At 68.3% G+C, this 13,790-nt stretch carries 17 protein-coding genes and 2 tRNA genes; 10 read left to right on the top strand and 9 right to left on the bottom strand.

The features are described from left to right. From ACPYOG_RS09910 to ACPYOG_RS09890, 5 genes are all read right to left on the bottom strand, one after another. The coding region (locus tag ACPYOG_RS09910) for an RNA 2'-phosphotransferase (protein WP_481294060.1) at positions 1–137 on the bottom strand (137 nt) is incomplete at its 3' end. Between the two features lie 109 nt (positions 138–246). Continuing rightward, positions 247–624: a metallopeptidase family protein gene (locus ACPYOG_RS09905; protein WP_481294057.1), complete on the bottom strand. Its 378-nt coding sequence runs from the start codon at positions 622–624 to the stop codon at positions 247–249. Positions 625–689: 65 nt separating this feature from the next. Continuing rightward, positions 690–1,502 (bottom strand): aggregation-promoting factor C-terminal-like domain-containing protein, encoded by an 813-nt coding sequence (locus ACPYOG_RS09900; RefSeq protein ID WP_481294056.1) that lies wholly within the window; start codon positions 1,500–1,502, stop codon positions 690–692. A gap of 348 nt (positions 1,503–1,850) precedes the next feature. Next, the gene (locus tag ACPYOG_RS09895; protein WP_481294055.1) at positions 1,851–3,098 is read right to left on the bottom strand and encodes an MFS transporter; all 1,248 of its coding nucleotides are present in this window, start codon (positions 3,096–3,098) and stop codon (positions 1,851–1,853) included. 7 nt (positions 3,099–3,105) lie between these two features. After that, positions 3,106–3,408: a thioredoxin family protein gene (locus ACPYOG_RS09890; RefSeq protein WP_481294054.1), complete on the bottom strand. Its 303-nt coding sequence runs from the start codon at positions 3,406–3,408 to the stop codon at positions 3,106–3,108. Between the two features lie 95 nt (positions 3,409–3,503). Between ACPYOG_RS09890 and ACPYOG_RS09885 the strand changes: the two genes are divergently transcribed. The 3 genes from ACPYOG_RS09885 (at position 3,504) to ACPYOG_RS09875 (ending at position 4,951) form a co-directional block, all read left to right on the top strand. After that, entirely contained in the window at positions 3,504–4,193 is a 690-nt protein-coding gene (locus ACPYOG_RS09885; protein ID WP_481294053.1) for an SGNH/GDSL hydrolase family protein, read from the top strand. A 10-nt stretch (positions 4,194–4,203) separates the two neighbouring features. Then, the gene (orn, locus tag ACPYOG_RS09880; RefSeq protein ID WP_090040101.1) at positions 4,204–4,827 is read left to right on the top strand and encodes an oligoribonuclease; all 624 of its coding nucleotides are present in this window, start codon (positions 4,204–4,206) and stop codon (positions 4,825–4,827) included. Positions 4,828–4,875: 48 nt separating this feature from the next. Then, a tRNA-His gene (locus tag ACPYOG_RS09875) sits at positions 4,876–4,951 on the top strand. 131 nt (positions 4,952–5,082) lie between these two features. Here ACPYOG_RS09875 and ACPYOG_RS09870 read toward each other — a convergent pair. Together ACPYOG_RS09870 and ACPYOG_RS09865 are read right to left on the bottom strand one after the other, a co-directional pair. After that, positions 5,083–5,155, bottom strand: a tRNA-Arg gene (locus tag ACPYOG_RS09870). 36 nt (positions 5,156–5,191) lie between these two features. Further along, positions 5,192–6,496 (bottom strand): MFS transporter, encoded by a 1,305-nt coding sequence (locus ACPYOG_RS09865; protein WP_481294059.1) that lies wholly within the window; start codon positions 6,494–6,496, stop codon positions 5,192–5,194. Between the two features lie 162 nt (positions 6,497–6,658). Between ACPYOG_RS09865 and ACPYOG_RS09860 the strand changes: the two genes are divergently transcribed. Together ACPYOG_RS09860 and nadE are read left to right on the top strand one after the other, a co-directional pair. Beyond that, entirely contained in the window at positions 6,659–7,513 is an 855-nt protein-coding gene (locus ACPYOG_RS09860) for a LysR substrate-binding domain-containing protein (protein WP_481294052.1), read from the top strand. Between the two features lie 57 nt (positions 7,514–7,570). Next, entirely contained in the window at positions 7,571–8,410 is an 840-nt protein-coding gene (gene nadE / locus ACPYOG_RS09855) for an ammonia-dependent NAD(+) synthetase (RefSeq protein ID WP_481294051.1), read from the top strand. 77 nt (positions 8,411–8,487) lie between these two features. On the opposite strand, the gene ACPYOG_RS09850 is transcribed toward nadE, so the two are convergent. After that, on the bottom strand, positions 8,488–9,189 hold the full coding sequence (locus ACPYOG_RS09850; protein WP_481294050.1) for a hypothetical protein: 702 nt from the start codon (positions 9,187–9,189) through the stop codon (positions 8,488–8,490). 128 nt (positions 9,190–9,317) lie between these two features. On the opposite strand from ACPYOG_RS09850, the gene msrA reads away from it, so the two are divergent. From msrA to ACPYOG_RS09825, 5 genes are all read left to right on the top strand, one after another. After that, positions 9,318–9,842, top strand: a complete 525-nt coding sequence (msrA, locus tag ACPYOG_RS09845) for a peptide-methionine (S)-S-oxide reductase MsrA (protein ID WP_481294049.1) — start codon at positions 9,318–9,320, stop codon at positions 9,840–9,842. A gap of 124 nt (positions 9,843–9,966) precedes the next feature. Then, positions 9,967–10,440, top strand: coding sequence for a single-stranded DNA-binding protein (locus ACPYOG_RS09840; protein ID WP_481294048.1), 474 nt, complete (start codon positions 9,967–9,969; stop codon positions 10,438–10,440). A 10-nt stretch (positions 10,441–10,450) separates the two neighbouring features. Beyond that, complete coding sequence (locus ACPYOG_RS09835) at positions 10,451–10,960, top strand: DUF6993 domain-containing protein (RefSeq protein ID WP_481294047.1); 510 nt, start codon at positions 10,451–10,453, stop codon at positions 10,958–10,960. A gap of 85 nt (positions 10,961–11,045) precedes the next feature. Next, on the top strand, positions 11,046–12,728 hold the full coding sequence (gene ettA, locus ACPYOG_RS09830) for an energy-dependent translational throttle protein EttA (RefSeq protein WP_192628785.1): 1,683 nt from the start codon (positions 11,046–11,048) through the stop codon (positions 12,726–12,728). Positions 12,729–12,738: 10 nt separating this feature from the next. Beyond that, positions 12,739–13,248 (top strand): acyl-CoA thioesterase, encoded by a 510-nt coding sequence (locus ACPYOG_RS09825; RefSeq protein WP_481294046.1) that lies wholly within the window; start codon positions 12,739–12,741, stop codon positions 13,246–13,248. Positions 13,249–13,271: 23 nt separating this feature from the next. Here ACPYOG_RS09825 and ACPYOG_RS09820 read toward each other — a convergent pair whose 3' ends face one another. Beyond that, positions 13,272–13,778: a hypothetical protein gene (locus tag ACPYOG_RS09820; RefSeq protein ID WP_481294045.1), complete on the bottom strand. Its 507-nt coding sequence runs from the start codon at positions 13,776–13,778 to the stop codon at positions 13,272–13,274. Positions 13,779–13,790: the final 12 nt, after the last annotated feature.

Genomic DNA, 13,790 nt, shown 5'->3' with positions numbered 1-13,790 from the left:
CTGACGGTCATACCGTGGCGCGCGAACGCCTCGAGGAGGACGTCGATGTCCACCCATCCGCCGCCATCGAGCTGGACTCCGACGTGGCCGGGGTCGTGCCGGAGCGTCAGGGACAGCATCTTGCTGACTCGGACCATGTCAGCAGCGCTCCGGGGAAGCTGTGACGCTCCTTCGGCCCGACGAGGCTGCGGCTCTGTCATGGGATCACCGTAGCCGGTGAGCCCACGAGGAGTGGGCCACGGCCGGCTACGCCCAGCCGAAATCGTGGAGCCGGTCGTCGTCGATGCCGTAGTAGTGGGCGATCTCGTGGACGAGGGTGATGTGGATCTCGTCGCGCAGTTCTTCCTCGTCCGCGCAGATCGCGAGCAACGGCTCCCGGTACAGCACAATGCGGTCGGGCATCTCGCCGAAGCCGTACGAGTCGCGCTCCGTGAGCGCGACACCGTCGTAGAGGCCGAGGAGGTCGAGTGAGCCGTCCTCCGGGCGGTCCTCGACGACGAACACGATGTTGTCGAGGCCGTCGACCATCTCGTCCGGCAGCTGGTCGAGCTCGTCGGTGACGAGGGCCTCGAAGGCCTCCTGGTCGAGCCGGAGGCCCGGCCCGCGGTCGCCGCTGCTGCTCACCCGGGGAAGTCTACCGGCGGGCGTTCGCACGCCCGCCGGCAGACGTGCCGGTCGCTAACCGCGGATCAATACCAGTTGTACGACTCGGAGTGGCCCCACGCCCCGCACGGCGTGCCGTAGCCGCGAGCGATGTAGTCCAGTCCCCACTTGATCTGGGTGGTGGCGTTGGTGGCCCAGTCGGTGCCGAAGGCCGCCATCTTGCTGCCGGGGAGCGCCTGCGGGATGCCCGTAGCGCCACTGCCCGGGTTCATCGCCTGGTAGTTCCACTGCGACTCGCGCTGCCACAGCTGCTGGAGGCACTGGAACTGGTCGGAACCCCAGCCGTACTGGCTGGAGGCGATGGCGGCGGCGGTCGCCTTGGCGGCGTCCGGCGTGTTCGCGTTCTGCTGCGCAGCGGCGGCTGCCTGGGCGGCGGCTGCGGCGGCCGCTGCTGCGGCGGCGGCACGGCGGTCCGCCTCCGCGGCGGCCGCAGCGAGCTTGTCGGAGGCGGCCTGCGTGGCGTCGATGCTGCTGCGCAGCTTGGCGTCGTCCAGCTTGGTGAAGTTGCTCAGGCCCGCGATCGCGGTCTTCGCGGCCGACGCGTCAGCCTTGGACTGGTAGGCGGCGACGGTCGCCTGCGCGCCGCTCAACGTCGTCTCCGCCTCGCTCTGGAGGCGGTCGCGCACGATGGAGTCGTAGACGGAGAGCTGCTCGTGCTGCATCCCATTGGCTTGGGAGAGCTGGCGGGTCACCTGCTCGCTGTGCTGCTCCTGCTGCTGGGCCTGGGCGATCGAGGGAGCGAGGAGGCTGGCGCCGATGAGGACGGCGGCAGCGCCGGAGATGAGGCGACTGAGGGGGACGGGGCTATTTTTTACGGAGGTGAGGAGGGAACTCAGCATGCTTTTCCTGGGTAGGGTTTCCCCGGCTGACGCATGCTGCACCGGTGGGCGCGCACACGTCCGGACCCGGACTTCTCGGGAGGGTCCTGCGGGCTGACAACCGCGGAGCACGCACGAAAGCACCCGGTGGACCCGTGGTCCGGAAGGCGCAGCGTGCAGCGCGGGTGTGCCGGGCGTTCGAAACGGTGAGCATCCAGGAACGGGCGCCGAAGCGCCTCGGTTATTCGGGTTCGGGGGGACTGGATGCGTACCTGCGCGGCACGGACGGCTGTCGATGCCGTCGCCGACCGACCCTAGGCGCTGTTTCTGGACAGGTCAGGCATAGAACCTGGGAAGGTCGTGTGCGTGTCAGCCATCGACGGCCGCCTCTTCGGCCTCGGCGGCGGCTTCGGCGTCATCCATGCGGCGGTCCGAGATCCAGAGCATCGGGATGAGCAGGAGCACGACGAGAGTGCCCATTGCGAGGAACACCCAGCGCACGCCGAACAGCTGCCCGATGATGCCGCCGACGGCTGCGCCGAGCGGCATCGTGCCCCAGGCGAGCAACCGGTAGGCGCTGTTCAGCCGGCCCAGCAGCCGCGTCGGCGTGACGCGCTGGCGCAGGGACACGGTGATGACATTCCAGACCGAGACCGTGATGCCACCGATCAGCAGGCCGGCTCCGATGATGAACGGATCGGCGGTGAAACCGGGCGTCGCGACGGCGAGCAGCGAGCCGGCGACCGTCAGCAGGAGGGCCCGCGAGCGTCCGAGCACCCGCTCCGCCGGCTCGGCCAGGAAGGTCCCGATGACGCTTCCGAGGGCGGATGCGGTGAGCAGCAGGCCGTACGCCGGGTCGCTCAGCTTCATGGCCGAATGCGGCCCGGCGGCGTAGAGCACGAACACGGTGAAGACCGCCGAGCTGGCGAAGTTGAAGACGCCCACCATGATGGCGAGCGTGCGCAGCAGCGTGCTGCTTCCCAGGAAACGCAAGCCTTCTGCGATGTCTGCGCGGATCGTGGTCCGCTCCGTGCGCCGGGCGCTGAAGCGTCCGCGAAGGAGCAGGAGCATCCCGATGGCAGCCACCCAGAGCAGTACCGGCGTCCCGAAGGCGAACACGACCCCGGCCGCGACAAGGAACCCGCCGAGGGGAGGGCCGATGAACTGGTTGGCCGTCAGCTCGGCCGCGTAGAGGCGCCCGTTCGCCCGCGACAACTTATCCCGCGCGACCAGCTGCGGCAGGATCGACTGCGAGGACGTGTCGTAGACCGTTTCCGCTACGCCGACGCAGACGGCCGCCGCATAGAGCAGCCAGATCGAGGTGGCTCCGGCGAGGGATGCGGCGGTCAGACATGCGAGGAAGAAGGCGCGGGCGAGATTGGCGACGAGCATCAGCCGCCTGCGGTCGAGCCGGTCGGCCAACGCGCCGGCCGTGAGCGCGAAGAGCAGCCACGGCAGGGTGAATGCGAACGTGAGCCCAGCGATCAGCGCGGGGGAGTCCGTGTAACGGACCGCCACCAGCGGGAGGGCTACCTTCATCGCCCCGTCGGCGAGGTTCGAGAATCCTGAGGAAGTCCACAGCTTCCAGTAGTTCGCACCGAGTCCCGTCGACGCCATGGCCCGCTCAGAGAGCTTTTGCCGCCGCTGCAAGCACCTGCGCCAGCGTCGGAACGCCTTCGGCGCGGAACACCTCGTCGCCGTTCGCCCCTGTGACGATCACCGTCGGCGTCGAGCGGATGCTGTCCTGCTCCGCGCGCTCGGCGTGACGTGCCACATCCAGCTCGGTGACGACGATCCGTGGGGCCAGACGAGCCGCCTCCGCGAGCACCGCGCGGGTCTGCATGCACGGCTCGCAGAACGCCGATGTGTAGAGAATCAGTTGCGCTTCGCCGGTGACCTGCGGGGCAACGGCCGGTGTCGAATCCACATCGCCAGTGTACGTCGGGCGAAATCGCGGCGACCATCGTGCGGTGGAGGCTGTCGCCGGCCCTGTCGCGCCGTGTCGGCCCGCACAATCGTCCCGTGAGCCGAACGACCTTCACGCGATACGTCGCCCTCGGAGACTCGCTCACCGAGGGCCTGTGCGACGCCCTGCCCGGACAGGCCGACAGCTGGCTGGGCTGGGCCGACCGTCTCGCCGGCATCCTCGACGGGGACGCCCGGCTGGCCGGAACCTCCCTCGAGTTCGCCAACCTCGCCGTGCGCGGCAGGCGTATCGCCGATGTGGTGGATGCGCAGATCCCGCAGGCGCTCGACTTCGGGCCGGATCTCGTCTCGGTGATGATCGGCGGGAACGACCTGATGAGTCCGGCCGCCGACCCGGATGCGCTCGCTTCACGGCTGGAGGGCGGTATCCGTGCGCTGCGGGCGTCGGGGACGACGGTGCTGCTCGCGAACATCTTCGACCCGCAGTTCGCCTTCTTCCTCAAACCCTTCCGCGGCCGGGCGGCCGTCTTCAACGCCAACATCTGGAGCATCGCGCGGGATCAGCGGGCGACCGTGCTGGATGTGTGGGGTGTCCGCGAATTCCGGGATCCGGCGATGTGGGCGTCCGACCGGGTGCACCTGAGCGCGCGCGGGCATCGCCTGCTCGCCGCGCACGCCGCCCACACGCTCGGGGTGCCCTATGCCGAGGTGAGAGGTCCGGAGTCGGCCGCGGAGCCTGCTGCGGCCGCGTCCGCACCGCCGTGGGCTGTCGGGGGCCCGCACTAGACTCCCTGTTATGGCTACTTCCTCGGATCGACTGGTCTGGATCGACTGCGAGATGACCGGCCTCGACCTCGAGGTCGACCAGCTCGTCGAGATCGCGGTCGTGATCACCGACTTCGAGCTCACTGTCCTCGACCCGGGACTGAGCATCGTCATCAAGCCCGACGACTCCGCCCTTGAGAACATGGGTGACTTCGTCCGGCAGATGCACACGACATCCGGTCTGATCGACGAGATCCCGCACGGCAAGAGCCTCGCCGAGGCAGAGTACGAGGTGCTGGAGTACGTGCTGAAGTTCGCGCCGGCCGCACGGACGGCTCCCCTCGCCGGGAACACGATCGGGACCGACCGCATGTTCCTCGCCAAGTTCATGCCCCGCCTCGACAACCACCTGCACTACCGCAACGTCGATGTGTCGTCGATCAAGGAGCTCTCGCGCCGCTGGTTCCCGCGCATCTACTTCAACGCGCCGGAGAAGAACGGCGGCCACCGGGCCCTGGCCGACATCCTCGAGTCTATCCGCGAGCTCGACTACTACCGGTCTGCCGCGTTCGTGGCGCCTCCCGGCCCCACCACCGAAGACACCCAGGCCGTCGCCGCCGGCGTCGTGGAGAAATGGTCTTCGCGGATGTACTAGAATCGTTGAGTTGCTTGCATCGGCCCGGTCGGGCCGGCAGCGACCGTGGTGGGTATAGCTCAGCTGGTAGAGCGCCTGGTTGTGGTCCAGGAGGTCGCGGGTTCAAGCCCCGTTACTCACCCCAACACAGGGCCGGACTCCGAGAGTCCGGCCCTTTCTCATGCCCGCTACGCGCCGGCGCGCCACACATTCGTGACGAATGTGCCCTTCGAGACTGTGTAGGTGCACATTCGTGACGAATGCCGAGCGACTGGGTGCCCCCGACAGGAATCGAACCTGCGACCAAGAGATTAGAAGGCTCCTGCTCTATCCGCTGAGCTACGGGGGCGTCGACTCCACGATACCGGAGGGGATGCCGTGAACCTCAGAGCGTCTGCCCGGTCTTCCCCGCGCGGTTGACGATCGCGATGACCGGACGGCGGCCGCGAAGGCCGAAGCGCAGCCGGAGGCTGGCCTGTCGCGCGATCAGAATCGCGATCACACCGGCCGCCGCGGCGGGGACGAGCCCCGAGATCGCCATGGCGATGTGCGGCCCGACCTGCTCGACGATCCATCCCATGAGCGGGCCGCCGAGCGCCTGCCCGCCGAGCAGCACGAGGATGTAGAGGGAGATGACGCGTCCGCGGATCTGCACGTTCGACGACATCTGCACCAGCGAGTTCGCCGCCGTGACGAACAGCAGGTTGCCGACACCGACACAGATCAGCAGCATCCCGAACGCCAGCTCGCCGGGGGCGAAGCCGGCCAGCGCCTGCACGATTCCGAGCGCCGCTGCCGTCCCGACCACCATCGACAGTCGCACACTGGTGCGCCGAGTGGATGCCAGCGCCCCGGTGAGCGCGCCGGCGGCGACGAGTGCGTTGAACATCCCGTATCCCTGCGCGCCGACGTGGTACACGTTGTTCGCGTAGGCCGCGAGGAACACCGGCATGTTGAAGGCGAAGACGGCGATCACCGCGACCATGACGACACTCCAGAAGATCACCGGCTTCCGGCGCACATAGCGGATCCCCTCGGCCAGCTGGCCTTTGCTGCGCGGGGCCGCGGGGGAGGCGTGCAGCTCCGACCGTTTCAGGGTGGCGACGGCGACGACCACAGCAAGACACGCGACGGCATTGATCGCGAAAGACCAGCCGCCGCCGACCGCCGTGATCAGGATGCCGCCCAGCGCCGGTCCGATGAGCCCGCCGAGCTGGAAGATCGAGGAGTTGAGGCTGATCGCATTCCGCAGGTAGTGCGGCCCGACGAGCTCGTTGACGAACACCTGCCGGGCCGGGTTGTCGACGACGGTGACGAGCCCCAACCCGAACGAGATCGCGTAGACGTGCCACACCTCGATCACTCCGGTCAGCGTGAGGACGGCCAGCAGAGCCGCGAGGCCCGCAGCGCTCGATTGCGTGATCACCAGGAGCCGCTGCTTGGAGTAGCGGTCGGCGATGACACCGCCCCAGAGGCCGAAGAGGAGCATCGGCGTGAACTGCATGAACACGGTCACACCGACGGCGGCGACGCTGTGGGAGAGCTGCAGGACCAGCCAGTCCATCGCGATGCGCTGCATCCACACCGCCGTGTTGGCGACGAGGTTGCTCGCCGCGAACCGGCGGTAGTTGTTCACGCGGAGCGAGGCGAAGGTCTCGCGCCACGGCGGGCGGGCGGTGAGGACCGGCATGGGTCCGGTGGGCGGGGCGGCTGCGGGGGAGTGCGCCACAGGGTGTTACCTCGATGTCGTCGCTGGTTCCGTATGAAGTGTCCCTTCCGACCCTACGCAAGCCCGGCTATTCTTGGAGCCGATCACGGCTATAACTCTCATTGGCTTTTCGAATGGATGCGGATGTTCGACCCTGTGCTGCTCCAGACCTTCCTCGCCGTCGCCGACACGCACAGCTTCACGAAGGCGGCCGCGCGGCTGGGCATCAGCCAGCCGACGGTCAGCCAGCAGATCCGGAAGCTGGAGCAGTCCGCGAAGCGGCAGCTGATCGCGCGCGACACCCGCGACGTGCGACTCACCGACAACGGGGACGCGATGGCCGGCTTCGCGCGCACCATCCTCGCCGCCCACGCAGAGGCGGAGAGCTACTTCAGCGGCTCGGCGATGCGGGGCCGGCTGCGCTTCGGCGCCGCCGACGACCTGGCGATCACGACGCTGCCGCGCATCCTCCGGCACTTCCGCCAGCAGAATCCGCAGATCAACCTGGAGCTCACCGTCGACCAGTCCGCTCCGCTCCACCGCAAGCTCAAGGCCGGCCACCTCGACCTGATCTTCATCAAGCAGACTCCGGGGACGACGGAGGGCACGGTCGTCGCGACCGATGAGCTCGTCTGGATGGGCCAGGAGAAGACGGCGCTCGATCCGGACGGCCCCGTCCCGCTGATCTCCTACCAGGGGCCGAGCCTCAGCCGCCAGGTCGCGATCGATGCGCTGGAGTCGGCCGGCCGCACCTGGCGGATCACCTGCAACACGCGCGAGGTCAACGGCGTGCTGGCCGCCGTGCGCGCGGGAATCGGGGTCGCCGTCTTCCCGCGCTCACTCATCCCGACCGATCTGATCAAGGTCACGAATCGCTTCGCGCTCCCGGACCTGGGCCACGTGGACTTCACGCTCCTATCGAACCCGTCGGCGGCACGCGAGCCGGTGGATGCGCTCACCACGGCGATCCTGGCGCGCGCCGTAAGCCGTGTGGCGTGAGAGCATCCTGGGCTCGCGTTCACACCGCTGAAACGCTCCGGGGATAATCTGGGCGTCATGCGCGAACTTCAGGCAAGGATCATCGAAGAACTGCACGTCCGTCCCGAGATCGACCCGTCCGAAGAGGTGGAGCGTCGCGTCCGGTTCCTCGTGGACTACGTCCGTGCGACCGGCGCCGCGGGCTACGTCCTCGGGATCAGCGGCGGCCAGGACTCCTCGCTCGCCGGCCGGCTCACGCAACTCGCCGTGGAGCGGCTCGCTGCCGAGGGGACGGACGTCGACTTCGTCGCCGCGCGCCTTCCGTATGCGGTGCAGCGCGACGAGGAGGACGCGCAGCTCGCACTCTCCTTCATCCGGCCCAAGAGCTCGGTGGTGTTCAACATCCAGCGCGGAACCGACGGCGTGGAGGCGGAGTTCGGGGATGCGCTCGGCGTGCGGATGTCGGACTTCGTGAAGGGCAACGTGAAGGCGCGGATGCGGATGGTGGCGCAGTACGCGATCGCCGGTCAGCGGACGCTTCTCGTGATCGGGACCGATCACGCGGCGGAAGCCGTGACCGGCTTCTTCACCAAGTACGGCGACGGCGGGACCGACATCCTGCCCCTGACCGGGCTGACGAAGCGGCAGGGCAAGCAGGTGCTGCAGTTCTTGGACGCACCCGCCCGGCTCTACGAGAAGGCGCCGACGGCCGACCTCCTCGACCTGAACCCCGGGCAGACCGACGAGGACAACCTAGGCTTGACCTACAACGACATCGACGACTTCCTGGAGGGCAAGGACGTCGCGGAGGAGGTCGCCGAAGCGCTGGAGGCCCGCTATCGGGCGACCGAGCACAAGCGGCAGCCTCCGGCGAGCATGTTCGACGAGTGGTGGGGCGCGGGCACGTACAGCCGCTGACACCAGCGGGAGAACGACGAAGGGCGCCGGCATGATGCCGGCGCCCTTCGTGCGGGTGGAGTGTGCGCAGCTCCGCGTCAGACCGGCTGGCCGAGGCGGGGGCTGGGGGAGGTGTCGTGCTCCTGCGATCCGGCAGCGGCCGCCGCGACGAACGGGTTTGCGATCGTGGTCTCGTCCGGCGAGACAGTGGCCGTGTTCGCCGGCGTGGCGGGAACGTACTGCTCGTGGTGCTGCTGGGCGACCCACGCATCCTGCTGGGCCAGTACCGCGCTCTCGGGCTCGGCGCTCTCGAAGCGCCAGCGCTCCAGGTCGCTCTGGAAGATCCGCTTGGCGCGTCGCGGGCTCTTCTGCCACTCGATGAGACGGTCGCGGAACTCGGCGATGGCCGGATCGAGCTGGTAGCCGAAGGTCGCCGACGCCCGCTTCATCTCGGCGAGCTGGTGACCTGCCCAGGTCGCTGCGAGGCCCGCGTTCCTGATCGGGAGCAGCCGCACCATGATGTCGGCCTGGCCGACCGCGCGGTCGGACAGGACCTGCTCGGCCGGCGTGAGGGAGTTCCAGACGGAGGCCTCCGTCGCTGCGTCGACGAGTGCAGCGATCGCGGATGCCTTGTGCTGGCGGTCGGTACGGGTGAGGAGTCCCTTGAGGGCGCCCCGGGCGATCCAGGCGGCGAGCAGGCCGGACAGGATCACGGCGATCGCAAGGACCACCGCAGAGAAGACCATCGGACGCGCGTCCGAGGATGTGAACCAATCGACGAAGTCATTCCACCACTGCATGCCGTGATGGTAACCGCCGTTGCGCTGGCCACGGGGGAGCCGGTCCGTCGTGTCGTCAAGCCGGTGGTGATGCGTACTGCTCGCCGCGCGCGGCAGACTGGAGGGAAACGAATCGAAAGAGGGTTCCCATGCAGACGTTTGTGCTGGCCGGTGGATGCTTCTGGTGCCTGGATGCGGTCTACCGCGTCCTCCGTGGCGTGCAGGATGTGGTGTCCGGCTACACGGGCGGCACAGTGGTCGACCCGAGTTATGAAGAGGTCTGCACAGGGCGCACCGGACACGCGGAGGCCGTCGCGGTGACCTTCGATCCCGAGGTGATCCCGCCGGGCGTCATCCTCGATGTCTTCTTCACGCTCCACGATCCGCGCCAGCTGAACCGGCAGGGCAACGACATCGGCACGCAGTACCGTTCGGCGATGTTCGCCGAGTCGGAGCATCAGCGGGAGCTCTTCGAGGCTGCGCGCGACCGTGCCGCGGAGTACTGGGGCGAGGGCATCGTCACCACGATCGAGCCGCTCGGGCCGTTCTATCGCGCAGAGGAGTATCACCAGGACTTCTTCGCCAAGAACCCCGGCCAGGGGTACTGCCTCGCGGTGGCGCTTCCGAAGGTGAACAAGATCCGGGCGTCGTATGCGGAGTACGTCACCGCCTGATTCGTCCCCAGGTGTCCACTGTGCCGAGTTCTCCACAGAATCGGCCTCCGCGGTCCGGGCGCTTCCGGCGGTCGGCAGAGTGGATTCGAGCCCGCCACCAGGGTGGGCCTCGAAAGGGGAGACCATGTCCGAAACCGTCGCCGTCCGCGGCTTCGTCGCCACCGAGCCGCGCCATCTCGTCACCGAGGGCGGGCTGCCGATCACGAGCTTCCGGCTCGTGACGACGCGCCGTCGCTACAACCGCCAATCGTCGTCGTGGGAGGACGGCGGGAGCAACTGGTACACGGTGAGCGCCTTCCGCCGGCTGGCGGTCAGTGCGGCCGACTGCGTCTCCAAGGGCGATCCGGTGCTGGTCTCCGGCCGGCTCTGCCTTCGTGAATGGACCGGCGAGAAGCAGGGCATGACGGTCGAGATCGAGGCCGAGTCGATCGGCCACGATCTGACCTGGGGGCGATCGGAGTTCACACGAGCCGCCGGCCCGGAGGGTGGTGAGCATCCGGCGGAGCAATCGGGCGAGCAATCGGGCGAGCATCCCGGCCAGAGCGTGGTGGGGGATGCGGTCACCGCCGCCGGGGGAATTCCCGTGGCGTCCCCGTAAGATGCCGGACATGCCGTCTCCCGTGGTCCGCCGGACCGGTCCCTTCGCCGCGTCCGCTCTCGTTCTCGCGACGGGGAGCGCCATCGTTCTCGCGCTGACCGGATGCGCTCCGGGCGGTTCGCCTGCCGGGTCGCCGACGGCAACCGTGACGCCTTCGCCCACGCCGACCGCCTCGGCGCCGGCGCCCGTCCAGCTGGTGTCCGGTGGCACGGCGCAGCAGAACCTGCCCTACTTCGACAAGGTCAATCGTGCGACGCTCGCCGCGCATCCCGACGCCAAGGGGCGCGACTTCATCGACGGTCTGGTCGCCGCCGGTTTCGCGAAAGCCGACATGCAGGTGACCGTCGACACGACCACGATCGGGTTGAAGGCGAATTCGATTCAGTTCTCCGTGCGTCTCGGCGACACCTGCCTGATCGGGCAGAACGGGGCGGACGCGGGCGGGTACTCCAGCATGGTGACACCGGTGCTCTCCACCGGGAACTGCCTCATCGGCCAGACCCGTCCGATCGACTGGTAACGGCACCCACCCGTCCGAAACCGGACACGACCCCGGTATCCTCGAATACGGCAGTAAGCCGACGACAGGGAGTTTGAGAAGAAGAGTGGCCGAATACATTTACTCGATGGTGCGGGCCCGCAAAGCGGTCGGCGACAAAGTGATCCTCGACGACGTCACGATGGCGTTCCTGCCCGGAGCGAAGATCGGCGTCGTGGGTCCGAACGGCGCCGGTAAGTCGACCATTCTGAAGATCATGGCCGGGCTCGACACGCCCTCCAACGGCGACGCCAAGCTGACCCCCGGGTACACCGTCGGCATCCTCATGCAGGAGCCGCAGCTGGATGAGAGCAAGACGGTCCTCGAGAACGTGCAGGAGGGCGTCGGCGAGATCAAGCAGAAGGTCGACCGCTTCAACGAGATCTCGGGGCTGCTGGCCGACCCGGACGCCGACTTCGACACGCTGCTCGCCGAGATGGGCACGCTGCAGGAGCACATCGACGCGGCCGACGCCTGGGACCTCGACTCCCAGCTCGAGCAGGCGATGGATGCGCTGCGCTGCCCGCCGGGGGACTGGACCGTCGACACGCTCTCCGGTGGCGAGAAGCGCCGCGTGGCGCTGTGCCGCCTGCTGCTGCAGAAGCCGGACCTCCTGCTCCTCGACGAGCCCACCAACCACCTGGACGCCGAGAGCGTGCTGTGGCTCGAGCAGCACCTGGCCAAGTATCACGGTGCCGTCCTCGCCGTGACCCACGACCGGTACTTCCTCGACCACGTGGCGGAGTGGATCGCGGAGGTCGACCGCGGTCACCTGTATCCGTACGAGGGCAACTACTCGACCTACCTCGAGAAGAAGCGCGAGCGTCTCGAAGTCCAGGGCAAGAAGGACGCGAAGCTCGCCAAGCGGCTGTCCGAGGAGCTCGACTGGGTTCGTTCCAGCGCCAAGGGACGCCAGGCCAAGTCGAAGGCGCGTCTGGCGCGCTACGAAGAGATGGCGGCAGAGGCGGAGCGCACCAGGAAGCTCGACTTCGAGGAGATCCAGATCCCGCCGGGCCCGCGCCTCGGCCAGATCGTCATCGACGCCAAGGAGCTGGAGAAGGGGTTCGGCGACCGCCGACTCATCGACGGCCTCACCTTCACGCTGCCCCGCAACGGGATCGTCGGCGTCATCGGCCCGAACGGTGTCGGCAAGACGACGCTGTTCAAGACGATCGTCGGGCTCGAGCCGCTCGACGGCGGCGCCCTGAAGGTCGGCGAGACCGTGCAGATCTCGTACGTCGACCAGAGCCGCGGCGGCATCGACCCCAACAAGAACGTCTGGGAGGTCGTGTCCGACGGACTCGACTACATCCAGGTCGGCAAGACCGAGGTCCCGTCGCGCGCCTACGTCTCCACCTTCGGGTTCAAGGGACCGGACCAGCAGAAGAAGGCGGGAGTGCTCTCCGGCGGTGAGCGCAACCGCCTCAACCTGGCGCTGACGCTCAAGCAGGGCGGAAACCTCCTGCTTCTCGATGAGCCGACCAACGACCTCGATGTCGAGACGCTCTCGAGCCTCGAGAACGCCCTGCTCGAGTTCCCGGGATGCGCCGTGGTCATCACCCACGACCGGTGGTTCCTCGACCGGATCGCCACGCACATCCTCGCCTACGAGGGCACCGAGGAGAACCCGGCCGGCTGGTACTGGTTCGAGGGCAACTTCGAGGCCTACGAGGAGAACAAGATCGAGCGTCTCGGCGCGGACGCGGCCAAGCCGCACCGCTCTGCATACCGCAAGCTCACCCGCGACTGACCGCCCGGCCATGCGACTCCACGTTCCGATCAAGCTCCGCTGGAGCGACCTCGACGCCTACGGTCACGTGAACAACGCCGAGATGCTGCGCCTCCTCGAGGAGGCGCGCATCGAGGCGTTCTGGACGACCGACGACAGCGACCCAACGGATCGGGGCGCTGTTCCTGACAGCGGCGAGGCGATCGGCGGATCCACGGCCGTGCTGGATGGGCGTCCCGGAGCGGATACTCTGACGCTCATCGCCCGGCAGGAGATCGAGTACCTCGCGCCCATCCCATACCTGCGGCAGCCGCTCGACGTGCAGCTGTGGCTCGGGCGGCTCGGCGGTGCCAGCCTCGAAGTCTGCTACGAGGTGTGGTCGCCGGACGGAACCGAGCCGCAGACGCTGTTCTCGAGAGCGGCGACGACGATCGTGCTCGTCGATGCGACCACACAGCGTCCCCGGCGGATCAACGACCGCGAGCGGGCGGCCTGGACGCCGTACCTGGAGGAGCCGGTCGTCTTCGCCAAGCGCGCCTGAGCGGCCCCTCGCACGCTGCGGTCCTACGGCGTGGGCCGGGGCCCGGTGGGCAGCGGCGTCGGGCTGAACGAGTTCTGCCAGATCGCTCGCGACCCCGCCTCGCCGATCAGGACCACATCCACAATTGTCGCCACCGCCAGGGCGACGGCGATGACCGTCAGGACGACGATCACCACGCGGCGTGCGGTCGCCGACGGCCTCCGCGGCGAGCCGGGCCGGTCCACGAAGAAGAACCAGCCCCACTGCAGCGTGGTGAACACGAAGAGCGCCACCACCCACGGCCACAGCGTCATTCCGAGTGCCGTGTGCTGCAGGATCAGCGGCGTCGACGGCACGCGTGCCTGCAACCATTGACCGGCCAGCATCACGATCGGCAGCAGGATGAGGTCCAGCAGCGCCAGCAGCGGGACGACGATCCCCAGCCGGCGCGCCGCCGGCCAGACCGGGATGAGCACCACCGCGACCGCGGTCAGCGGCACCAGCACCACCACGAAGTGGACGAGGAGGACGTGGAGAGGTAGCCCGTTCACCTCCACAGCAGC

This window comes from Leifsonia sp. HAY1-4F, assembly GCF_056755275.1.
Note: the sequence above shows the minus strand (reverse complement) of the source record. Positions and strands in the feature narration are given on the sequence as shown.